A 23,636-nucleotide genomic window follows, 5' to 3' on the forward strand; every position below is an offset into this window, starting at 1 on the left:
ATTACTAAAAAATCAAATTTATTAGAATCCATTTATAAATAAAAGCGAATGAATAAAACATTACTATTAAACAACTTAAGTTTTAAGAAAAATTTTTACTTCTCGATAATAAGTTACCTGTCTTATTTACAGCTTAATCTCTTTTCTATTTTGCTCAAATAGAATAGAAGTACGCAATTTTTTACTCTTAGAATTCTAAAAGTAATTTGCAATTATTTAATGTCTATTCATTAAAATTAATTTTAATATTTAACCTTATTTTGAAACTAATTCATACATCTCAATTTCTAAATAAATTAAAATTCATGACCAGATACATTCTAGTTTTACTTATTTTATTTTCACCAATAAAAAATTATTCACAAACAATTGCCAGTCCTTTTACTGCGACAGAGAATAATCTTAAATCTCCACAAGTTCATCTTTTGAAACAGTTTGCTGATAACCCTGTGGATCTTTCAATCAATATAAAACTACTGTAAAACATAGCCTTCTAAAGTTATTTAGACTGTTTAATAGACAGTAGGTATTACTTCTTGATAATAAAAAATAAAATAGTTTTACCATATCCCCAAAAACCTAATGATATAATCATTTATTAATTTATGAAAAATAAAATATCACTCTTTATACATTTTGCCTTAAGCTTTGTGTATTGTAATGCCCAAGATTTACCCAATATTATACCTCCTTCTCCTAACGCCGCTTCTCTAGGGAATTATGGAGAGGTGCCAGTGGGATTATTTACAGGTACACCACAGATTAGTATACCATTATATGATTTCAAAACAGGAAAAATAAATGTTCCTATATCTCTGAGCTATAGCTCAAATGGTATAAGAGTTGATGAAATGGCATCTGATGTAGGGTTAGGATGGGTTTTAAATTCAGGCGGTGTTATTACTCGAACTATTATGGATGATGGAGATGAAAATATTACACCTGCAGTTCCAAATTTTTCTAATTATAATGAAGAAACACTAGCGTATCTACGAAATGCCACAAATCCAAATGATGGATTTGATACAATGGCTGATTTGTATTCTTTTAATTTTAATGGTTTTTCTGGTACATTTTATTTAGATGAAAATAAAAATCCAGTATTAACAAAACCTTCTCCAATCAAAATAGTTAACACACCATTTGGTACGTATGCATTTAAAATTACAGACCCCAATGGAGTTATTTATTGGTTTGGCGATGCAGATTCTACAGAGAAAACAATGTGTCGAAGCAAATTGGCAGGTCATAATACATGGACTGGCGAAGAAGCAAGCAGCTGGTATTTAAGTAAAATTGAGAATCCTAATTCTGGTGATGTTGTTACATTTAATTATGAAGATTCAAATTATTCCTATGACGCAGGCTTATCACAGACAGTGACTAGAGGTCCATCTTCAGGCGGCTCATATGCAGGACAAAATCTAGTAATAACGGAATCAAGAGTTTTAGGAGTATCTTTAAGTTCTATTACATCAAATTCAGGGAAAATCAGTTTTATATATTCTGTTAGAGATAATATTTCTAATACAAAAAAAGTTGAAAGCGTTGAAATTGAAGATTTTGTTGGAAATAAAATCAAAAAATTTGTATTAGGTTACGATATTATTACAAGTTCATTAGTAAATGAATACAAAAATCCTCATATACCGTATGAACTTCAATACGGGCAAAGATTATTTCTATCAAGCATTACAGAAGTAAATAATGGAAAAAGTAATCCACCATATAAATTTGCATATTATGATTATGATAAAATTCCTCCAAGATTTTCTTATGTACAAGATTATTGGGGTTATTTTAATGGAGCTGTTGGTAATTCTTATTTAGTAAGTAATGATGATTATTTTTTTGTAGGCAATACTTTTTCGCCTTCAGTTCTTAAAAACCTATTCAGTAATGTTGGAGGAAATAAAAAACCAAGTGGTCTTTACAGTAAAAATGGACTTTTAAAAATAATTACGTATCCAACAGGAGGATATAATGAATTAACTTATGAACCACATTCTTATTACGGAACACGATTAAATTATGGAAATAAGAAAGGATATACTATAAGCATATCTAACACTGATATTCAGCATGCAAGAAGCGAGACTGTTACAACAGAAAAAATTCCATACGATCAGGAAAGAACACCACTGTATTTTAGTGCTGGGACAACGACTTGCTGGGAAGAAGATTCTTGGCCTAGTGACCTTATTAGAGCAACTTTAACCGCAGAAGTTGCAGACGAAGGATCTGACGTATTTAAAATACCTGCCGCAAATGAAGGTTTTTACAGCATAAGTGTAAACGGTAATTTTATTTATGACATTAGCAGTTCTTTGCCTTCTGGACTTACTGGGCAGCGCTATATTAATCTAAAAAAAGGAAAGAGATATCGATTTAAAGTAAGTGTTCCTTTTGAATGTGTAAGAGGTGACTTCAGCACTTCATTTTACGAACAAGCTCCGATAACTGAAAATATAAATACAGAAGTCGGCGGGCAAAGATTAGCTCGAATTAAAGCTGTTGCAAATGATGGCAAACAAGAAATAAAGGATTATTATTATGGCACACTTTCCTGCTTAACCTGTTCAAGCGGTATTGTAGAGGCTCCAATACCATCTATTACATTAAAAACATTCCATGATTTTAGTGGCAGCTCTTTCTCTGGCGACTCAAATTATTCCTTTAAAGTAAGCGATATTCTTTCGCTGTCTTCTAGTACTTTATATTCTTTATACACTAAACAAAATAGTCATATTGGTTATACTTCTGTAATTGAAAGTATTGGAGAAAACTTTGGAGCAGGTGGTATCTCGCATAAATTTATTATTGCCCCAGTAGAAAATGCTGTGCGATTGCAAGGGTACTATGTTCCTGGTACCCCTCTCAGTACAACATTTAATACTGGTGATGAAATTGAGACGCAATATTTTTTAAAGAATGAAGGTGCTTACACCACAACAAAAAAAATAAGTAATTATTATGCTGTAAATCCTGTTTTGAATAAAGAGCGTTATGGATATAATATCAATCAAAGGGATATGTTTTCTGGTGGAACTTGGACTTATGAGGATAAAATCAGAGGCTACGATATTACAAAGTATACAATGCGTTCGCGATGGTATTATTTGAAAATGACTACTGAAGAAATATATGATTTGAATGGATCAAATCCAGTTATTACAACTAATAATTATAACTATAACAATCAGACTCATTTACAATTAAGTTCTCAAACTACTATAAATTCAAAAGGGGAGACTTTTGAAACAAAATATTTTTATCCTACAGATATTGAAGTAAGTGGTTTGCCTTTTGTGTCAGAAATGATAACTAAAAATATGATTGGTATTCCTTTAAGAACCCAAAAGTATAATGGGGTTGCAAAATTATCAGAACAAGTATCAGTTTACGATAAAAGTTCTGCAACAAGTAATCTGCTTCTTCCCAGATATGTTTATTCAAACAAAGGCGCAGATGAAATAAATGTAAATCTGGATAAAAAAATAACCTATGATCAATATGATGATAAGGGAAATATTGTTCAATACTCACTTGAAAACGGCATGCCAGTATCTATCATTTGGGGATATAATAAAACACAGCCAATTGCAAAAGTCGAAAATGCATCCTATAGTGAGATCACATCTTATGTACAAAATCTTCAAAGCCTTTCAGATACAGGAACAGAAATTAATCTAATTTCTGCCTTAAATACAATGAGAAATGATTTGGTCAATGCCATGATAACCACTTACACCCATATTCCGCTTGTTGGGATAAGCACCATTACAGATCCCAAAGGAGACAAAATAACTTACACCTATGATAGTTTAGGAAGACTTGAATTTGTTAAGGATAAAGACCAAAATATCCTGTCAGAGAACCAATATAACTATAAACAATAAGCCAAAATTATCATGAAAAACATAGTAAGACTTCTTTTTGTTCTGTTTCCATTTATGGTAATTGCGCAGACAAAAACCGAAAATTACATTAAAACGGTTACTTATAAGACAGCCACTACCGCACAAATACCTGCACCCGCCAGTACACAAGCGACGCAGAAAACCACTTATTTTGACGGGCTGGGAAGGCCAGTACAGCAGGTTGAAGGACAACAGTCCCAGTCAGGAAAAGATATTATTACCCATATCGAATACGATGCTTTTGGACGTCAAGCCGAAGAATATCTGCCTTTTAAAGCAGAAACCGCCGATATGACTTTTGATCCTGCAGTTAAGACAAAAGTTTTATCCTATTATGGAACACCAAATTCGGCAGTCAACGGAAACCCTGCCCTTGATGCTACAAATTTTCCTTTAAGCAAAAAGGAATTTGAAGCATCACCGCTTAACCGTATTTTAAAACAAGCTGCCCCGGGCAACGATTGGAGATTAGGATCCGGTCATGAAATAAAAATTGCTTATCAGTCCAATGTGACCAATGAAGTAAAACTATTCAGCGCCAGTACAAATTGGAATTCCGAATCAAAACTATACAAAATTTCTTTCTTAAATAATGGATATTATAATGCAAATGAGCTTTATAAAACTATTACCTATGATGAAAATACCGCGTCTGCTCCCCTTGAAATCAATGGGTCTACTGTTGAGTTTAAAAACAAGGAAGGACAGGTGATTTTAAAAAGAACTTATAATGAGCAGGTGAAGCACGACACCTATTATGTCTATGATATATATGGAAACCTTACCTATGTAATTCCGCCAAAGGCAGTTGATTTAATAGATGATTCTGCAGTTCTGCCTTCAGATATAACTTCAACAGCCGTAACAGCTCCCGCTAACGTACTGCATTTAACGGCTTCCAATTCTATTACATTAAAAGAAGGATTTCATGCACAGGCAGGCAGTACTTTTAGTGCACTGATAGTAACAAATGGAAATCAATCTGTTCTGGATAACTTATGTTATCAATATAAATACGACGACCGCAATCGGTTAGTAGAGAAAAAACTGCCCGGCAAGCAGTGGGAATTTATCGTTTATGATAAACTGGACAGGGTTGTGGCCACAGGACCTGCCAATTCTCCATTTTCAGATTTAAGCACTGCCGGGTGGATTATTACAAAATATGATGTTTTCAGCCGTCCGGTATATACCGGCTGGATGACCGCACAGCCTGCAGATGCTGCCGGAAGAACAGCACTTCAGACCGCTCAGAACAATGCAGATCCGGCCCTTTTAAATGAAACCAGACAAAACAGCGGCACCATAGACGGCATTGCGGCTTATTACAGCAATACCGTATCGCCGGCTAGTTTTAAACTGCTTACTGTTAATTATTACGACAACTATACTTTTCCCAGTACGCCGCAGATTACAGTGCCGGCTTCTGTAGAAGCGCAGGATGTCCTGACAGCGGCACAGGTAAAAGGTCTGGCCACAGCTTCATGGACAAGAGTCCTTTCTTCAAGTACAGTAGTTTTGGGAGAAACTTCCGCAACATTTTATGATCAAAAAGCAAGACCTGTAAGAATATATAATACAAACTATCTGGGCGGTTATACTTATACAGACAGTAAACTTGACTTTACAGGCAAAACACAATATAGCATCACCCGTCATAAAAGACTCAGCACAGATGCAGAGCTTACAGTAAAAGATGCTTTTACTTATTCTGCACAGGATCGTTTACTGACCCAGACCCATCAGATAAACCAGGGTCCCATTGAGTTAACTGCCAGTAATACTTATGATGAACTGGGCCAGCTGATTTCCAAAAAAGTAGGAAATACAGAAACAGCGCCGGCGCAGAACATCAATTATACCTATAATGTGCGGGGATGGCTGACGGGAATTAATGATCCTGCTTCGCTTCTAAAATCTGGAGACCCCAAAGATTTATTTGCTTTTAAAATTAACTACAATACTGCAGCATCTGGAATTGCAGATGTAAAACCTTTGTACAACGGAAACATTTCTGAAACCTATTGGGCAACAAATTCAGACAACGGCATAATAAGGTCATACGGTTATAAATACGACAATCTGAACCGCTTAAGGGAAGGTGTCTTCAAAAAGGCCGAAACATTCAGCAATGCTTATAATGAAGTGTTATCTTATGATAAAAACGGAAACATATTAAATCTTACCCGTAATGGAAACAGTGAAACTGCCACGCCGATTGATGCTTTAGCCTACACATATGCAAACAGCAGCAACAGCAATAAGCTGCTAAAGGTATCCGACAGCAGTAATAAAACCGAAGGTTTTATTGACGGAACAAATACAGGAGATGATTACAGCTATGACCTTAACGGAAATATGATTTCTGATGCCAATAAAAATATCACCTCTATTACTTACAATCATTTAAACCTGCCTGTAAAAATAACTTTTGCCGCTGCAGGAAATATTGTATATCTTTATACTGCATCAGGACAGAAAGTACAAAAAATCGTCAATAAAACAGGAGTTGATTCTGTAAAAACAGATTATCTGGGAGGTTATCAGTATGACAACGGCACATTAAAGTTTTTGCCGACAGCAGAGGGATATGCAGAACCTTCGGGAAGTTCTTATAAGTACGTTTACCAGTACAAGGATCATCTTGGCAATGTTCGTTTGAGTTATGACAAAACACTTGTCATTCAGGAAGAAAGCAATTATTATCCTTTTGGTTTGAAACATCAAGGGTATAATAATGTTAAAATAGGGGTAGAAAATAAGTATAAGTACAACGGAAAAGAACTTCAAGACGAGCTGGGGCTTGGGTTTTACGACTATGGGGCACGTAATTATGACCCTGCACTTGGTCGTTGGATGAATATTGATCCTAAAGGTGAAAAATATTTTAATTTAAGTGCTTATAATTATGTTGCTAATAATCCAATGGTAAATATTGATCCAGACGGGAAAGATATAATTTTTGTCGTGCCAGGAACAAACGGAACTAATGATAGACACTATACTTATAAAAAAGGTAATTTTTATCAGTCTGATGCAAGGGGGGATCATTTGGGTAAAAGATATAATCCAGGAAAAGAAAGTGTTAGCCCAACAATGTATAAAGTTTTAACAGCATACAGACGAATTGAAAGTTCAAAAAATGCTAAGCTAATTAATGCTTTGCATACATTGGCTAATAGTCCTAGAGAACATTATGTAAGAGAAGGAAGTGAGAATGTAACTGTAGGATTTGGTATTCCAGAGGATGTAGATTCTAAAGGAAAAAGTGGAAAGGTTGGAAGTTTAATTGACTATGATTTTTCTGAGAAAGGACTTAGTTATTCTGAAAAGGATCAAGTGGACTGGACTATATTTGAAGTTGTAGTACATGAATTAGGTCATGCATATAATAAAGATATAGGAAACCAGAAAGATAGTACAGGGAATCATGATAAAGATAATCCCGAAGAACAACGAGCAGTATTTTTTGAAAACCTTGCAAGAAAAGAAGAAAATAAAATGAAGAAAGCAGATAGGATGCTTCGCCATCGATATGGTGGTGAAATTCCTAAAAGATATTTAGATAATCCACCAAATAATAAATATTAATATGAATTTCAGATACATAATTTTGATTATTTTGATTGGAAGTTTTGCCTTCTGTACAAGGAAGGATAGCAACTTCGAACCTGATCTTATAAATAAATTATCAGAAGATTATACAAAGCCGATATCATTGTATAGTACTGTTCCACTTTTTGTTTCAACAGATAATAACATGATAATAGAAACAAATTCTTCAAATTTAGCCTATATATATAAGATGTATTATACAAAGTCTTATGACAACTTTGGGCTTTTTTTAAACGATATATTAAATAATGAAATTGAGTTACATGAAGCAAATTTTTCGAAAACTCAATATGAAATTTTTTCCCTTAATGATAGTATAAAAAAAATATACCAGCAGAGGGATTTTAATGCTTTTTTTAAAGATTTCACCACATTTTCAACCTCAAAAGATGAAAACTATATTTTAAAAAAAGACAACTTAAATCACAATCAGCAAATTACAGTTTCTTATTATTTATTTAAAAATAAGTACCATATAAAAATTGACGACATTAGAGGGAACTATTACATAGTAAGCAGAAAACAATTATTCTACAAATAGGAAATGCTTTTGTCGATGGGTAGTGTTACAGATTTGTAGTGTTTAAAAGTTAGTGATATAAGATTTTAGATTTCTAACCTTTTGAAATTGAACAAATTTAGAACTAAACCACTCTGCACTGAAAGTGCAGAGGTTTGATTGACGAGAGACTGAAGGTCTCTCAACTTTGAAAACTTCTATCAATACTAAAAAGTCAAATGATTATATTTTTTCGCATTACTAAAGTACTGCAATAAATTGCAGGGTTTTAAACCCGAATCTGAGACCAATAAATAATTTTAAGATGAGCAGTGATGCTCATCTTTTTTGTTTTATTATTGCCTTAAATTTGTTAAAATGAATAAAAATTCGATATGGTGTTCCAAAGTTAGTGATGATGTAAATTGTCCAAAATGTAACGAGAAAAAGGTTATCAAAAATGTGAGGACTAAAAATTATAAACAGCAGTACTACTGTAAAATGTACTGTCACCGTTTTATAGAAAGTTATACAAATTTTGAAAATAGAGCAAGAAAATTAATTAATTTACCAAAGAGAACTACTTATGGAGGCAAGGCATTTAATATTGACTAGAATTTTATTATTGTTTACAATAATTACATCCTGTTCGAAAGAAATAGAGGTAGATTATTATAAAATATATGGAATAAAAAATGAAAAAAGTGAGCAAATCGGAAAAAACGGATATATTTTCTTTGCTAAAAGTGAAGACGAGCATATATATTTAGTTGAATCATTTGAAATTTACCATGCATACAAAGGTGATAGTAAAGCATCCAATTATGAAGAATTTTTTAATGATATTTTAAATCAAAAAAAATCTATGAAAATTGATTCAATAAATCACAAATGCTTTAAAATTGATAAGAAAATTAATAATGATTTTTTAAAATTAGAAAAAGATGAATTCCTAAAGAAATATACTGTTACAAGTGGTTACAAGAATAAATATTTTATAAATAGTAAGCTAGAATGGGAGGAAATCGAAAATGTAGGTTATTTTCTTTTTGAAAGTGGATTTGGGATTATATTTGATGACCATTTAGGTGGCTATTACGTGAATAATTTGAATAAGGATAATAAGTGATTAATCTATCCTTATTCTCCAAAGTTCCTATGAAAATTAAAAATTTGTCCTGACTTTGTACCCAAAATGTAAAACAAAAAAAGTCACTTCGTTACGAATTTATAATATAAAAAAAAGGCCATTCCATTACGGATAAAACGCACTTCGTCGAGGAAAGGCAAAAAATAGACCCTTTGAAATTAGCAAATCCACCAAATAATAAACAATTTAAAAAACCAATTAAAGGATGATAAAAATTAAGTACAAATTACTGACTATCATTTTAGCTTTTTTGTTCTATTCGTGTAACAAAGAGTTATCAAATGATGAAAAATTTATTGAAAGTTTATCAAATGATGTTGATTTTAATTTACCATTGCACAATGAGTCCTTAAAGATTTTAATTGATAAAAATGATACTGTTTATTCAACTAGTCTTAGACAATTGTATGAAATAAATAATAGAAATTATAAAGATTATAAAGATTTTGATAGTTTTTTAATTAAAGCCATAAACGAGGATTTATTATCTAAATCAGATCTGCTTAAAAATTCTGAATATAGTTTTACATTAAGTGAAAAATTACTACATAATTATGATAATAAGGGATTAGATTATTTAATAAAAACATATTGCGAAAAGAGTAATAGTAAAAATAAGTACTATATAATAAGTGGTTTAAGTCTCAATGAGAAGCAAAGTCTTATGTTTTTCTTTTTTAAAAATAATTATTATGTAATGCAAAATGATGATTCAGGAAAATATGTTTTGATAAATAAAAATCTATAAATTTTTATTTTTGATAATTACCAGCAACAGAAAAGGATGAGCTAATAGCTCATCCTTTTAGTTTTTACTTGTCAAATACAAAAATAGTTTGCACTAAGTTAACTGGGTTTAAATCAAATTTAATATTGTTTTAAAAATATACTCATTTTTTCGATTATTGAGAAAGCCCCTTTTTCTTTCTCTTTTTTCTTTTCTTTTCCAATTGATTAGGTACATAATCTGAAGAGTATTCAGACCTCATGAGTATATCCAAAGCTTTTACTAAACCCGATGTCTCGGATATATAGACAGCGATAGCGCGGAAATTCTTTCCGTGTCCGCAAAGAGACTCGACAAGGAATATAAAAATACTATCTCTCAAATATATTAGGTACTATAGAGTGGAAATTCTTCCAGTGTCAAACTAAACCACTCTCTAGTTTCAGTGCATAGTGATTTAGTTTTTTAATACAAAGTAAGTTAAAAATTATGTTTGAAGGAAAAGATAATCAAGAAATTTTATGCAGTCTAAACTAGATTATATACATTTAGATCGTTTAGAAAAATTTTTTAGTATTGCACAAATTCACAGACATTTGCACAGCGATTTACGATAGAATACTTTGCGGGCACGGGAAGAATTTCCGCGCTATCGTTTCGCATATCCGCGCCATCGGATGAGTATGCGCCTTTGATTGATGGCATTTCTGGGTGGATACAAGGAAGTATGTCTGGTGGTAATCTAAAAGGAGCATGGAGAAATACTTCAGGATTAGCAAAAGGTCAAAATGCAATCGATAATGGAGCTAATCTTACAGATGCTGTTTTAGATGAAAATGGATTAATTCAAGGGGGGATTTCGGGATATGAAACAATAACAAACCACGCTGGTGCGGTCATCTTACTGTGAACTCAGTTGTAAGTTACAAAACTTTTCCATCCATTTTTTTAATCAAATTCCCACTATAAATTTACGTAGTTTAAAGTGATTATATACATTTAAATTCTGTACTATAAACATTCTAGATTTTAAAATCGTACAATAATTATATATATATATAGTATTGCAAAAATTCAAAGGCATTTACGTAGCGATTTACGATTGAATACTTTGCGGGCACGGAAAGAATTTCCGCGATATCGTTGCACATATCCGAGCGATCGGGGGAATAAATATTTCAAAAAAGCGGACTTAATCATTAATTAAGCTGATTTCTATTTTTGATATATAATCTCGATTTTCATCTAGGATGTAATCTTTTAGATGCAAAACTTTTTCTATAAAAGCTTCTGTACGATCAACATAAAATTCTGAAAAGGCTTTAATTAGCTTATTGTTTAATAATTGTAAAGGATCAACTGTTACAATATTTTTTCTAAAATCTCCCATAACCAATTCTCTTTCATATAAACATTCATTCAAAATCTCGTTTATATTTAATTCTTCAAAACTATCTGATCGAAAAAAAAATGGTTTCTCGATTTCGCGTCTAGAATTGTAATTAATGTCTTTAAAGAAATTAAAATCGATTTTAGCAATTACAATATTCTTATTCCAGCGATTATATTTTGAAACATGACTAAAATCTGGATCAGGAAAAACAACAGCAGAATCTAAAATAAAAATAGCATACAAATTATAAACATCAAACGTTTCAAAAAAAAACTTCAAATAATCTGTATCAAAAACCTCAACAGAAACATTACATTTTTTATCCGTTTTATTGTTCTGTCTAATCAGCGGAATATCCTCATATTTGGAAATAAATTTTTGAGATATTAAATTATATTTTCGTGATCTTGTCATATGATATTTACATTGCAAATTTTTTTACTATTCTGTATCTGTATCGTCCCGATGTCTCGGATAAAACAAAGATAGCGCGGAAATTCTTTCCGTGCCCGCAAAGAGACTCGACAAGGAATATAAAAATACTATCTCTCAAATATATTAGGTAACTATAGCGTGGAAATTCTTCCAGTGTCAACCTAAATCACTCTCTAGTTTCAATGCATAGTGATTTAGTTTTTTAATACAAAGTAAGTTAAAAATTATGTTTTGAAGGAGAAGATAATCAAGAAATTTTATGCAGTCTAAACTAGATTATATACATTTAGATCGTTTAGAAATATTTTTTAGAATGGCACAAATTCACAGACATTTGCACAGCATTTACGATTGAATGCTTTGCGGGTATAGAGGGATTTCCGCGCTATCGTTACATTTGAGCTATCAGACTAAACAATCAGATAAGAATTAAAAACAGGATTATGAGACTAGTTATATTTTTTTTTACAATTAGTGTGGTATTTACAGGATGTTCAGATAAAAATGGAGTAAAGGAAGTTATTAACTTGGTAGAGAGCTATGAGGGGTATGGAGTTATTCGATTTACGCCCAATTCAACAGGTTCTATAAGATATTTAGAATTTTACCCTTTATTAATTGAAAAGAATAAAACCAATTTTAAAGACATAAATAAATTTAACATTAAGGATGGAATTGTTTTGAGACATACAAATAAATCTATGTTATGGCAAAGTTTAATAATAGATAAAAATATTAAATTGGACAATGAAGGCTATGGATTAGCAGTGATTTTAATCAAATACCATAAAAAAAATAATGATAATAAATTTGTAAAGGAATATGATAATTATTTGATTTTAAAAAACCGCAATATAAAAGTAAAAATGTTTGATCCTGAATCTAATAAAATTGATGTTGATAATTTTAAAGTAATTCAAGGAATTTGATTTTTAGAATATTATCCGTGAAGTTTTCTTTGTTAAAAGACACTTTCGCTAAAAACGTAATAACAGTATAAAATCCAAATACCATTCCTTTTACTGAATGTTTTTTTGATTACGTTCACTAGGTAGAAGCTTGAGCAGTGTGTATTTAATAACAGAAAAACATTTCTGTTTATATTGAAGTAACTGATACAGCGAAATCTGATATAATGAAAAAATGAAATTCGCTACCAATTCATCACTTAAATACCATTGAAGAAATTATAGTACATTGTACAAATTGCAGTATGTCAATAAAAGGTTCTAAAAAATAAAAAGATGATAACATTTAAGATTTCTAAAGATGTAGAAGATCACATCAAAAAAGTAAGTCCTTATGGGAGAATTGTTGGTGATTGGACAGGCAGTTTTTCTATTGATAAAGAAGACTTAACATCTGTTTCAATGATTAATTTATTAAAGAAAATGTTGAGTATCTCAGGAAAACCACCCAAATTATTAATGTCCGACATGAGGCGTATAAAAACAAACGATTACGCAACATGGGTAGCGTACGAAGAAGACTTTGATTTATGGTTGAATAATCTTGAAGTCATTGAGGACAGTATAGAATCTACCTTGGCTGATTATTATTTTGATGTATGCCTTGAAGGAAAGGAAAAGCATGTTATTAAAGAAGGTATTAGTTTTTTATTAACAGCTGATGATTATCCGACAAGCAGTATTTCGTTATCATTATGGATGCATATAAATGTTTTTTCAGAACAGATATGGGCAGGAGTTGATGAAGTGCTAGACCAGCCTAACAAACCTTTATTAGGCAAAGAATATGCAGCATATAACCGGAATGTTTTAAAAAATATATTAGAACAAATAAAGAAAGACTTTGGAATAGAACAACCTTTTACTTTTGAATCTTTAAATATGAGCGGTGCATGTGCAACTGGTTTTAAAGATGATTGTAGTCAGTTTAGGTTTTAGTATATAAAAAACTATCCAGGCTCCCACACGGATCCATTGAATCCCCTAAATAGTTTGATAGTTTTACAGTAAAATTTATATTAAACAGTCAGTTTTTCTTCCATATGCCGCCGTCATCTTGTGCTAAAATACAAAAAGCATCGAAAAATAAATAGAAGCTAATCTACTTTAAGACCATCATCAGAAAAAGTTTCAGGATCTGGTTCTTCGTCTTGATCTTCTGTGGCATCATCATCTTCCTCTTCTTCCAATTTAGTTTGTAAAGAATAATCATACTGTTTAGAAGCAAACGATGGATTTGAAAAACCAGTTTTCAGATAATCATCATATTGCAATAAAAGCTGTTCTTCGTACGAAGTTACTTCGACTGTCGGATCATTATATACGTCTGACTCATTAGAATCCTGATAAGAATCGTTTATGTAGTTTTTTAATATCATATAAATAGATTTAGATTAACTTCTTCAAAATTGTATTTAATTTTCGATAGTAGAATAATTTGAATACTAGAATAAATATAATGTGTTTTGCAAATCCATGTTTTATACAATTTTGTTACAATGCTGCTAAATTCTCATCCGGGTCTAACATTTAACACATTGCAGCCATAAAGGCAAGATTTTAATATATAAATTTGATTAAGAATAAACTAAATGTACAACCACAAATCTTTAACAATGGAAAAAGCTATACAATTAAGAGTGAGAAAAGATTTGAATCCTCGCCAACAGCTCACTGTAATTAAATTAAAAGGTAACCTGATTTCAAAAGGCTATACAGAAATTATCCACATCGTTGATCAGGATGATGAGTTTCACCTTAATACATTTGAAACCCCTGCCGAACATCGAAATGAAGTACAGCAATACATTGCATCATTCATTCATGCAGAAAATCTATCGGATACCATTTCTTTTAAACCATCTTAAAATTTAGAGTAAACACTTAACAAGCAAGCCCGACGGTTAATAACCGCCGGGCTTGTTTATTTAAGCAAATTTGTGCGATTTAACTATGTTATTAGAAGAGCGAATCATAGTTAAAAAGTTATAATTAAATTAAACTTAAAAGAAGAATTTTAGATTTAGACCATATTTTTTTTGGGTAAGTGTTGTATTTTCAGATATTTATAATATCTTTAACATACAATATGGGAATTGTATAATGTTTCTGTATAATTTTGCAGCAACAAAAGTCAACTATTTGATTGCTGTCCCCTAATCTGCTTTTAATTTAACTTATTGTCTTTTATATGAGAATATTTTTTATGGCACTGCTTTTTTCTTTGAGCTCTTTTACAACTATCCACGTAACAGATAAAAAAGAAATATTAAACGAGATGGAATTCGCTAGACTTACAGACCACGTAAGTGAGATTAAATCTTTTACTTCTTCCAGTAAATGCTACAATAAGAAAATTGCTTTTCTTGTAGATATGAAAATCAAATCCGGAAAAAATCGCTTTTTTGTCTATGATCTGGAAACTAACCAGATATTAGATCAAGGACTTGTAGCACACGGATCGGGCTCTGAGACGGGAATAAAGGGAGATATTTTGCAATTCAGCAATGTTCCAAATTCCAACTGTACTTCTTTAGGAAGATATACTGTAGAGAAATCTTACACAGGGGTATTTGGTAAAGCATTTAGGCTGAATGGTCTTGACGAAACTAATAACAACGCTCTAAAAAGAGCTATTGTACTGCACCATTATAAAGAAGTTCCGAGTGAAGAGCAGGGATATTACATCATCAACAGCCACGGATGTCCGATGGTCAACGAAGCATTTTTTAAAAGACTTGAAAAAATCATAGACAGCTCTAATTCTAAAATTATGATGTATGTTTATTATTAATAACCGATAACCAATCACAACAAAAAAAAGAGCTTTAGAGCTCTTTTTTTGTGTTCACTACATTTTTGATGATTAGCTGTTTACTGCTGCACTGCCTGTACTGCCTGCACCACCAGAATTATCGTTACGGTCCTCATCATAACCTTCTTCATTTTCGTTAGCATCACGCTGATCATCCCAGTCTCCCGTATTTGGTTCATCGCTTTCAGACTTGTCTTTTTCCTGTGCTTGCAATTGACTGTGGTAAGGACATTTTTGTAATTCTTCGTTGTATTTACTATCTGTATAATCCATGATTTTTAGTTTTTAATTAATAATGATAAAAATACAATCCGAATACCACTCTTATTTATAGTTAAAGCTTCAATTGTTACGAGATTTACATCTGATTATTAGAGTCTTATTACATAGATCTTATTTGAATTTTCTTCAGCTTCATTCCAGTTTTGTCTATTATCTTTCTCTAAAACATGGATTACTAATAACAATATCTGATTTTTTACTGTACAAATCGTCTATACTTTTGATTGATAAATCCATCTTAAAAAAAGATTCCGTTTGTACTTTTATTTTCAATTCAAAAGCAATTTATTTAAGTTTAAAGCTTTGCTAATTCATGTTTTTTTAACGAATACTTGTTAGAACTATTTTAATGGTAAAGATTTTTATTTAAAGTAAGTAGAATTAAATAAAACAGAAAAATTGTTAATTAGTAATAGATGTTTTGATTTGTTTTATGTAAGAGGGAGATTAATTGGTTTTTAATCTCCCTTGTTTTTTGTTTAGAATAAAATAGTATGATAATTTATTAAATATTAGGATTGTATGAAAGGAAAGAATTTTAAAATTACCAGCAGAAATTTTATAAACAAAGGAGCCCCTTTTTTTATAATGCTGTTTTTTATTACCTCTGTAGGATATTGCAAAAGCGATGAAAAAACAAAAAGTTCGTTAGCAGTAATCGAAAGACTTATTGGAAGCAGAGCAAATGAATTTGATTTAGAAGTTATTAAAGATCCTTCAAAATCAAATTGGTTTGAAGTCGAAACTACAAATAATCGGGTAAAAATTACAGCATCCGATCATACCGCAATTTGTTATGCGGCTTACAATTTTCTTAGAGATATTGGCGCTGTATTAGTGAGCTGGGAAGGAAACAGAATCAATTTACCTCAAAAATGGCCGTCTTATTCAAAAAAAGGAACAACTCCATTTAAATACAGAGAATATCTTAACGCCTGCACGTTTGGTTACACTACGCCATGGTGGGATTGGAAACGATGGGAACAGGAAATAGACTGGATGGCAGTGCACGGGATTAATCTGCCGACAGCAATGGAAGGTCAGGAAGCAGTTTGGCAGCGCTTATGGAAAGAATATGGACTAACCGACAGTCAGCTGCAGACACATTTTGCAGGTCCGGCATTTTTGCCTTGGCAGCGAATGGGAAATATTAACAGCCTTGAAGGACCGCTGCCACAAGAATTTATTAGTAAAAAAGAAGATCTTCAGAAGAAAATATTAGAAAGGATGAGAACATTAGAAATGCATCCTGTCGTGCCTGCTTTTAGCGGTTACGTACCTAAAGCTTTTGCAGAAAAACATCCTGAAGCAAAAATCAGTGAATTAAAATCATGGTCTGGCGGTGGATTTGAAAGTACGTTTCTGCTAGATTCAAAAGATCCTTTATTTAAAGAAATAGGAAAACGATTTATAGAAATTTATACCAAAGTATACGGAAAATCCGATTTTTATCTAGCCGATTCCTTTAACGAAATTACGCCGCCGGTTTCTGAACAAAACAAATACGAAGAATTGTCCAATTACGGAAGCGCAATTTTTGAAACCATAAATGAAGCTTCTCCCGGTGCTGTATGGGTAATGCAGGGATGGCTTTTTGGAGATAATAAAGAATTTTGGACAAAAGAAGCCACAAGCGCTTTTCTAAGTAAGGTACCAAATGACCGATTGATGATTCAGGATTATGCCAATGACAGATATAAAGTATGGGAAAATCAGGAAGCTTTTTACGGAAAACAGTGGACTTATGGTTATGTACATAATTATGGAGGATCAAATCCGGTATATGGCGATCTTAATTTTTACAAAAATGAAATTACAACGTTGCTGCAGCATCCTAATAAAGGGAATGTTGTGGGATATGGAGCAATGCCAGAAGGTTTAAATAACAATTCGGTTGTTTATGAATATATTTATGATCTTGCGTGGAGTCAGGGAGAACAGCCTATTAACGACTGGCTTACTAAATATTTGCATGCCAGATATGGTCAAAACACTGGTGCTTCTGCTTTTAAAGCTTGGGAGTTATTGTTAGAATCTGTTTACAGCACAAAATATTGGGAAACCCGCTGGTGGAAGGATAGGGCCGGAGCGTATTTATTTTTTAAACGCCCGACAGCCTCAATAACAGAATTTAAAGGAAATCCTGGAGACAAGAAAAAATTAAAAGAGGCTTTAGATCTTTTAAATGAAGAAGCCAAAAAATACGATAAAAAGAATTTTATTCATTACGATTTGGCCGATGCTTCGAGACATTATTATTCATTATGTATTGACGAAGATTTGGTAGAATGCGTAAAAGCCTATCAACAAAAAGATATTGCAAAAGGAGATAAATTATTTAAAAAGATAGAGAAACAAGCTCTGGATATCGATAAAATCATTCTTTCTGCACAGCCTTTAAACAGTCTGGATTATTGGGTGAAGTCGGCTTCTGAATACGGAAGTTCTCCTGCAGACTCTCAATTGTATGTAAAAAATGCCAAAACGCTGATCACACTCTGGGGAGGAGAAGGCCACTTAAACGATTACGCTTCCAGATCGTGGAGCGGCATGTATAAAGGATTTTACTGGCCGAGATGGAAAATGTTTTTAGAAGCACTAAAAAAAGCAGCAATCAATAAAACTGAATTTAATGAAACAAAAGAAAGAGAATTAATCAAAAACTGGGAAATTAACTGGACCGAAAACAAATAAATAAATACTCAGACAAACATTATTACGTATATAAAAAAATTAACTTAATCATAACAGCCAATATAGAATGATAAGATTTACGAAATCGATTAATTAATAAGTTTTTGACTATATAATTTATTAATAATAACACTGTAAACCCTTGCTGTTATTGAGTTTAAAGGATTTATCCATGTTTCTGAATAACTTGTCCATTTGTTAACATTTCTTTACCATTAATTTCGTCAATACTATTTAACCAATTAACCAATATGAAAATGGAAAAACTTAAACTTTTATTATTAGCCTTCTTCTTTGGCTTCTCCATTAACACTTGGGCACAAAAAATAGAAGTGTCTGGTGTAATCTTAGATGAGAAGGGAATACCGCTTCCAGCTGCTAACGTACTCGAAAAAGGTACAGGTAATACTGTAGTAACAGATTTTGATGGGAAATTTAAATTTTCTGCTTCAAATAAAAATGCAACACTGATAATATCTTTTATCGGTTTTGAAGATCAGACTCTTAAATTGGACGGAACAAAAACAAACTACTCGATCAAATTACAGCCTAACACAACCAACTTAGAACAAGTAGTCGTGGTAGGTTACGGAAAAGGATCTCGTAAAAATCTTACCACCTCTGTAACTTCTATTAAAGGTGAAGAACTTAATAGAGGAGCGATCAGCGATGTTGGACAGCTTTTGCAGGGTAAAGTTTCTGGTTTAAATATTTCTTCTAGCGGCGATCCTACAAGAACAGCTTCTGTAGTATTACGTGGAGTGTCTACATTAAACAGTTCTCAAGGACCATTTTATGTAATAGATGGTGTTCCTGGTGTTGATATTTCGGTAATTTCACCAGACGATATCGCTACTATTGATGTGCTTAAAGATGCGGCTGCAACGGCAATTTATGGGAACCGTGCTGCAAATGGAGTTATTATGGTAACGACAAAAAAAGGCAGTAAAGACAGAACGCAGATTGCGTACAATGGTTACGTTGGTTGGGAAGAAGTATCGAATCAGCTGGATATGATGAATGCAGATCAGCTAAGAGCTTTTACAACAAAAAACAATTTGAACTTTACTCCGGAAAATGATAAAGGAGCAAATACAAATTGGCAGAAAGAAATTTTAAGACCTGGACGTGCAGCATCCAGCAGTCATAACTTGTCTATGAGTGGCGGCGGCGCACATGGTAATTATACTGCCAGTTTAACTTCGCTGAACAAAGAAGGTGTAATGCAGAAAAGTGACTTTTCAAGAATTATAGCCCGTTTATCAGTTGAGCAGTTTGCTTTTGATGATAAAGTAAAATTTGGATTGAATGTTACAAATTCTAAAAGTACTTACCAAAATGTACCGCAGCGTAATACAGTACTTTTACAGGCAGCGAGCTACCTTCCGGTTTCTCCTGTAAAAAACGCAAACGGAACTTTCTTTGAAAATTTTGTAAGTCCTGGATATTTTAATCCTGCAGCCTTAATTGAACATGGAACAGACGAAACAAAAACCAATAACCTTGTTGGAAATGTTACGGCAGAAGTAAAACTTCCGTTTGGATTTACTTATAATTTGAATATTGCACACCAAAAATTAACTACATCTCACGGCGAATTTTACGACAGCTATTATTCACAATATAATAGTGCGAACTTCTACAATAACCCAGATCCGCCTTTGACAAAAACATTGGTTAATTTTGGAATAAATGGTTCAGCATTGAGAAATTCTTATGAGAATACAAACAACATTATTGAGAGTTTTCTAACATGGGATAAAGCGTTGGGAAGCCACAAAATAAAAGCGGTTTTAGGATATTCTTGGCAGGAAAACACATTAGGAGACGGATTTCAGGCTACAACCACTAATTTTCCTGTAAACAACGTTGGTTTTAATAACCTTGCATTAAGTAATTACACTTCTGTAAATGGTTATGTAGTAAATTTTGGAGACAGTAAAGCCTACCAAAAAACACGTTTAATAGGGGAGTTTGTACGTTTAAACTACAATTTCAAAGACAAATACCTTCTTCAGGGAACCATCAGAAGAGATGGAGGTTCTATGTTTGGAGTAAACAACCGCTGGGGATATTTTCCTTCTGTAGGGGGTGCGTGGAGAGTAGACAAAGAGAATTTTATGCAGAATCAAAAGTTTTTCAGTGATTTAAAATTCCGTGGTAGTTACGGTGTAACAGGAAACTCTTCAGGATTTAATGCGTATACAGCTCAGTTTATTTCAGGAAGTTTAGGTACTTTTTATTATAACGGACAGCAAATAGGAGCGTATGGTCCTAACCAGGCTGCTAATCCTGATTTGAAATGGGAAAAAACTGCTACTGCAAATATTGGACTTGATTTCGCAATTTTAAAAGGAAGAATAACAGGTTCTATAGATGTGTATGATAAGAAAACAACCGATATGATTTTTAATTACTCTGTTAATCCAGTACTTGTGCCAGTAGGAACAATTGTTGCCAACGGAGGAACAATGTCAAACAAAGGTATTGAGCTTAGCTTGGGTGCAGCAATTATTAAATCAGCAGATTTTAGCTGGTCAACCAATCTGAATTTGGCGAGCAACAAAAATAAAATTGTAAAATTAACCAATCCTTTCTTTATTGGCGGCGATTCAATCCGTCGTGTACAGCCTGACGGAGGCGGACAAACAGGAAGTACGTTACAGATTTTTAAAGAAGGAAGACCTCTAGGACAATTTTTCACACTTAAATATGCAGGTAAAAATGCAGACGGCGTTTCGCAGTATTATGATAAAAACGGAAATCTAACTACTACGCCTCTAAACGGAGTAGATTATCACTATGCAGGAAGCGCGCAGCCAAAATTATTATTAGGCTGGGGAAATAACTTTCAATACAAAAAATTTGATTTAAGTATTTTCTTCAGAGGAGTTTTTGGTAATAAAATTTTTAATGCCACACGTGCCGATTTGTTTAGACCAAGCACTGCAATGACCAATAACATTTTGGTAGATGCAGGAGACGAATCGCCAAACGACCTTAACTCTTACAAGTATTCTTCTCGTTTTATTGAAGACGGAAGTTACCTAAGATTAGACAATATGACTTTGGGGTATAATTTTGGAAAAGTAGGCAGATACATAAACAGTGTACGCATTTATCAAACGGTAAATAATCTATTTGTAATTACTAAATATTCAGGAATTGATCCGGAAGTTGAACAAGGAGGAACTGCTCCTGGCGTAGATTCAAATAACTTCTATCCAAAAACCAGAACGTATATGTTTGGTTTAAACGTGATATTCTAAAAATTAAATTCTAAAAATTATGAAAAAGATATTAAAATATATAGGACTTCCAATGCTTATGGCCGGTATATTATGGTCTTGTGAAGATCTTGATGTACCAATTACAACACAGCTTACACCAGAAGTATTTCCTCAAAACGATACACAATATATTCAGGTGACCGGACCTGTTTATGCAGCCTTTCGCGGCGAATATTCATTTGCCTGGTGGTGGTCACAGTCACTATCTACAGACGAAGCCATTTTACCAGCAAGAGGAGGGAACTGGTTTGATAATAGAAATTACATTGCAATGCATTATCATGACTGGAATGCAGACAACGGAATCATAGGAAGTCTTTGGGACTGGTCTTCTAAAGTAATAGGATCAAGCAATCAGGCGATTTCAATTTTAAGTCAGACTATGCCGGAAGGAGCAAACAAATCAACATTGATTTCTGAATTGAAAACCATGCGTGCGATTTCATATTTCATGTTAATGGATAGTTATGGAGATGTACCGCTGGATACCCTTTACGGAGATTTTAGTTCTCATGCTAAAACACCGAGAAAAGATGTTTTTAATTTTATTGAAAGAGAATTAAAAAGAGCAGTTCCGAATTTGAATCCTGCTTCTGGAGTAACAACTTACGGAAGACCAAACAAACAAACTGCCAATGCTTTACTGGCAAAATTATATTTGAATGGACAGGTATATACAGGAACTCAATACTATAATGAAGCTATTGCTGCCTGCGATCAGGTAATCAATTCAGGATTATATAATATAGAACCAAGAGCAACTTATCTGCAGATGTTTTATCCGAATAACGGACCGCAGATGAAAGAATTTATTTTTGCAGTTCCTTATGATCCTGCAGCAGTTACGGTTGGCTTTAACGGACAAATGTATCATTCACGCTACGACGTGCCTCGTTCAGAAAGAGTAAAGTTTGGACTTTCGTTTACGCCAAGTGCACCAAGAAGTACGCTGCCTGAATTTTATGCCAATTTTAATGACGTAAATGATATTCGTAACAGACAATGGTTAACCGGTCTTCAATTTTTGAATGACGGTGTAACACCAGTAACAGTTACCACAACCAAAAAAGGATACGATCAATTTTATACAGGATCAGACGGAAGCGCCGCTTACACTTATCAGGTAAATTTAACACCAAATATTGTACTTCGCCAAAGCACTACTTTATTTGACTGCGGAAATGATGAAATTGCCTGGAACATGGGATATAGAAACATTAAATTTTATCCAGACGCTTCCTCAACAAACCGTAATCAAAACAACGACGTTCCATTTTTACGTTATTCTGATATTCTTTTGATGAAAGCAGAAGCAATCTTACGCGGAGGAACTGCAACTTTAGGACAAACTACAGATGCATTAGTAAATATGGTTCGTTCTAATCGTACTACTTCTGCAGCTTTGAGCGGTGTAACTTTAGAAGATCTTTACAAAGAAAGAAGCCGCGAATTTGCACAAGAAGCATGGCATAGAAATGATATGATTCGTTTTGGAAAATATGAAGGACAATGGGGATTCAAAACAAATACAGACACTTACCGTCGTGTTTTCCCAATCCCGACCAATGCAAGAATTTTAAATCCTGCTTTAACTCAGAATACAGGATATTAATAAAGAAGTTAGTTATACAATTAGTACGCAGTTTTTAATTTTAAAAGGAGAAGAAGATTAAGAATCCTTCTCCTTTTTTCCTAAAGTTATTTTTTTAGAATGGGCGCAGCGTTTAATCGAATGCAGTTTCGGCAAGAGAGAAAGATTAAACTTTGCACCATTTAATCTAATTTATAGTTGAATTCTTCTAACTGATTTTTCATTTAGAAATGATTCATCATTATACCTAAACCAAT

General features: G+C 32.8%; 16 protein-coding genes and 1 pseudogene. 14 read left to right on the plus strand and 3 right to left on the minus strand.

Going from position 1 to position 23,636, the window contains the following annotated elements; genetic code table 11:
• Window positions 1-605: 605 nt before the first annotated feature.
• The 7 genes and pseudogenes from B0A68_RS21085 (at window position 606) to B0A68_RS21115 (ending at window position 10,821) form a co-directional block, all read left to right on the plus strand.
• The gene (locus B0A68_RS21085) at window positions 606-3,899 is read left to right on the plus strand and encodes a hypothetical protein (RefSeq protein WP_035689925.1); all 3,294 of its coding nucleotides are present in this window, start codon (window positions 606-608) and stop codon (window positions 3,897-3,899) included.
• A gap of 12 nt (window positions 3,900-3,911) precedes the next feature.
• The gene (locus tag B0A68_RS21090; RefSeq protein ID WP_240475342.1) at window positions 3,912-7,511 is read left to right on the plus strand and encodes a DUF6443 domain-containing protein; all 3,600 of its coding nucleotides are present in this window, start codon (window positions 3,912-3,914) and stop codon (window positions 7,509-7,511) included.
• A 1-nt stretch (window position 7,512) separates the two neighbouring features.
• The gene (locus B0A68_RS21095) at window positions 7,513-8,076 is read left to right on the plus strand and encodes a hypothetical protein (protein ID WP_035689927.1); all 564 of its coding nucleotides are present in this window, start codon (window positions 7,513-7,515) and stop codon (window positions 8,074-8,076) included.
• Between the two features lie 336 nt (window positions 8,077-8,412).
• Window positions 8,413-8,568: pseudogene (locus tag B0A68_RS24890) on the plus strand (IS1/IS1595 family N-terminal zinc-binding domain-containing protein); the annotation flags it as partial.
• A 52-nt stretch (window positions 8,569-8,620) separates the two neighbouring features.
• Window positions 8,621-9,163, plus strand: a complete 543-nt coding sequence (locus B0A68_RS21105) for a hypothetical protein (protein ID WP_035689929.1) — start codon at window positions 8,621-8,623, stop codon at window positions 9,161-9,163.
• A 226-nt stretch (window positions 9,164-9,389) separates the two neighbouring features.
• Window positions 9,390-9,932: a hypothetical protein gene (locus B0A68_RS21110; protein WP_035689930.1), complete on the plus strand. Its 543-nt coding sequence runs from the start codon at window positions 9,390-9,392 to the stop codon at window positions 9,930-9,932.
• A 706-nt stretch (window positions 9,933-10,638) separates the two neighbouring features.
• Window positions 10,639-10,821, plus strand: a complete 183-nt coding sequence (locus tag B0A68_RS21115; protein ID WP_035689932.1) for a hypothetical protein — start codon at window positions 10,639-10,641, stop codon at window positions 10,819-10,821.
• A 282-nt stretch (window positions 10,822-11,103) separates the two neighbouring features.
• Here the strand turns inward: B0A68_RS21115 and B0A68_RS21120 are convergent, their stop codons facing one another.
• Window positions 11,104-11,718, minus strand: coding sequence for a hypothetical protein (locus B0A68_RS21120; RefSeq protein ID WP_035689934.1), 615 nt, complete (start codon window positions 11,716-11,718; stop codon window positions 11,104-11,106).
• 464 nt (window positions 11,719-12,182) lie between these two features.
• Between B0A68_RS21120 and B0A68_RS21125 the strand changes: the two genes are divergently transcribed.
• Window positions 12,183-12,668 (plus strand): hypothetical protein, encoded by a 486-nt coding sequence (locus tag B0A68_RS21125; protein WP_123947537.1) that lies wholly within the window; start codon window positions 12,183-12,185, stop codon window positions 12,666-12,668.
• A 315-nt stretch (window positions 12,669-12,983) separates the two neighbouring features.
• On the plus strand, window positions 12,984-13,646 hold the full coding sequence (locus B0A68_RS21130; protein WP_035689937.1) for a hypothetical protein: 663 nt from the start codon (window positions 12,984-12,986) through the stop codon (window positions 13,644-13,646).
• A gap of 158 nt (window positions 13,647-13,804) precedes the next feature.
• Here B0A68_RS21130 and B0A68_RS21135 read toward each other — a convergent pair whose 3' ends face one another.
• On the minus strand, window positions 13,805-14,086 hold the full coding sequence (locus B0A68_RS21135; RefSeq protein ID WP_035689938.1) for a hypothetical protein: 282 nt from the start codon (window positions 14,084-14,086) through the stop codon (window positions 13,805-13,807).
• 237 nt (window positions 14,087-14,323) lie between these two features.
• Between B0A68_RS21135 and B0A68_RS21140 the strand changes: the two genes are divergently transcribed.
• The gene (locus B0A68_RS21140) at window positions 14,324-14,575 is read left to right on the plus strand and encodes a hypothetical protein (RefSeq protein WP_035690099.1); all 252 of its coding nucleotides are present in this window, start codon (window positions 14,324-14,326) and stop codon (window positions 14,573-14,575) included.
• 323 nt (window positions 14,576-14,898) lie between these two features.
• Window positions 14,899-15,501 (plus strand): murein L,D-transpeptidase catalytic domain-containing protein, encoded by a 603-nt coding sequence (locus tag B0A68_RS21145; protein ID WP_035689940.1) that lies wholly within the window; start codon window positions 14,899-14,901, stop codon window positions 15,499-15,501.
• Window positions 15,502-15,573: 72 nt separating this feature from the next.
• Here the strand turns inward: B0A68_RS21145 and B0A68_RS21150 are convergent, their stop codons facing one another.
• Complete coding sequence (locus B0A68_RS21150) at window positions 15,574-15,795, minus strand: hypothetical protein (protein ID WP_035689942.1); 222 nt, start codon at window positions 15,793-15,795, stop codon at window positions 15,574-15,576.
• Between the two features lie 531 nt (window positions 15,796-16,326).
• On the opposite strand from B0A68_RS21150, the gene B0A68_RS21155 reads away from it, so the two are divergent.
• The 3 genes from B0A68_RS21155 to B0A68_RS21165 all read left to right on the plus strand — a co-directional run bounded on the left by B0A68_RS21155 (window position 16,327) and on the right by B0A68_RS21165 (window position 23,400).
• Window positions 16,327-18,498, plus strand: a complete 2,172-nt coding sequence (locus tag B0A68_RS21155) for an alpha-N-acetylglucosaminidase (RefSeq protein WP_035689946.1) — start codon at window positions 16,327-16,329, stop codon at window positions 18,496-18,498.
• 257 nt (window positions 18,499-18,755) lie between these two features.
• Window positions 18,756-21,767 carry a SusC/RagA family TonB-linked outer membrane protein gene (locus B0A68_RS21160; RefSeq protein ID WP_035690100.1) on the plus strand — a complete coding sequence of 1,004 codons (3,012 nt, stop codon included), beginning with the start codon at window positions 18,756-18,758 and terminating at the stop codon, window positions 21,765-21,767.
• 19 nt (window positions 21,768-21,786) lie between these two features.
• Complete coding sequence (locus B0A68_RS21165; protein WP_035689948.1) at window positions 21,787-23,400, plus strand: RagB/SusD family nutrient uptake outer membrane protein; 1,614 nt, start codon at window positions 21,787-21,789, stop codon at window positions 23,398-23,400.
• The last annotated feature ends 236 nt before the right edge of the window (window positions 23,401-23,636 follow it).

It is taken from the genome of Flavobacterium reichenbachii, from assembly GCF_002217435.1.
Classification (GTDB): Bacteria; Bacteroidota; Bacteroidia; order Flavobacteriales; family Flavobacteriaceae; genus Flavobacterium; species Flavobacterium reichenbachii.

What these genes read in the sequence shown, in the direction of transcription:
- B0A68_RS21140 (WP_035690099.1), top strand. Translation starts at nt 14,324, where the DNA reads ATGGAAAAAGCTATACAATTAAGAGTGAGAAAAGATTTGAATCCTCGC.
- B0A68_RS21090 (WP_240475342.1), top strand. Translation starts at nt 3,912, where the DNA reads ATGAAAAACATAGTAAGACTTCTTTTTGTTCTGTTTCCATTTATGGTA.
- B0A68_RS21130 (WP_035689937.1), top strand. Translation starts at nt 12,984, where the DNA reads ATGATAACATTTAAGATTTCTAAAGATGTAGAAGATCACATCAAAAAA.
- B0A68_RS21085 (WP_035689925.1), top strand. Translation starts at nt 606, where the DNA reads ATGAAAAATAAAATATCACTCTTTATACATTTTGCCTTAAGCTTTGTG.
- B0A68_RS21155 (WP_035689946.1), top strand. Translation starts at nt 16,327, where the DNA reads ATGAAAGGAAAGAATTTTAAAATTACCAGCAGAAATTTTATAAACAAA.
- B0A68_RS21105 (WP_035689929.1), top strand. Translation starts at nt 8,621, where the DNA reads ATGGAGGCAAGGCATTTAATATTGACTAGAATTTTATTATTGTTTACA.
- B0A68_RS21135 (WP_035689938.1), bottom strand. Translation starts at nt 14,086, where the DNA reads ATGATATTAAAAAACTACATAAACGATTCTTATCAGGATTCTAATGAG.
- B0A68_RS21095 (WP_035689927.1), top strand. Translation starts at nt 7,513, where the DNA reads ATGAATTTCAGATACATAATTTTGATTATTTTGATTGGAAGTTTTGCC.
- B0A68_RS21115 (WP_035689932.1), top strand. Translation starts at nt 10,639, where the DNA reads ATGTCTGGTGGTAATCTAAAAGGAGCATGGAGAAATACTTCAGGATTA.
- B0A68_RS21150 (WP_035689942.1), bottom strand. Translation starts at nt 15,795, where the DNA reads ATGGATTATACAGATAGTAAATACAACGAAGAATTACAAAAATGTCCT.
- B0A68_RS21165 (WP_035689948.1), top strand. Translation starts at nt 21,787, where the DNA reads ATGAAAAAGATATTAAAATATATAGGACTTCCAATGCTTATGGCCGGT.
- B0A68_RS21145 (WP_035689940.1), top strand. Translation starts at nt 14,899, where the DNA reads ATGAGAATATTTTTTATGGCACTGCTTTTTTCTTTGAGCTCTTTTACA.
- B0A68_RS21160 (WP_035690100.1), top strand. Translation starts at nt 18,756, where the DNA reads ATGGAAAAACTTAAACTTTTATTATTAGCCTTCTTCTTTGGCTTCTCC.
- B0A68_RS21110 (WP_035689930.1), top strand. Translation starts at nt 9,390, where the DNA reads ATGATAAAAATTAAGTACAAATTACTGACTATCATTTTAGCTTTTTTG.
- B0A68_RS21120 (WP_035689934.1), bottom strand. Translation starts at nt 11,718, where the DNA reads ATGACAAGATCACGAAAATATAATTTAATATCTCAAAAATTTATTTCC.
- B0A68_RS21125 (WP_123947537.1), top strand. Translation starts at nt 12,183, where the DNA reads ATGAGACTAGTTATATTTTTTTTTACAATTAGTGTGGTATTTACAGGA.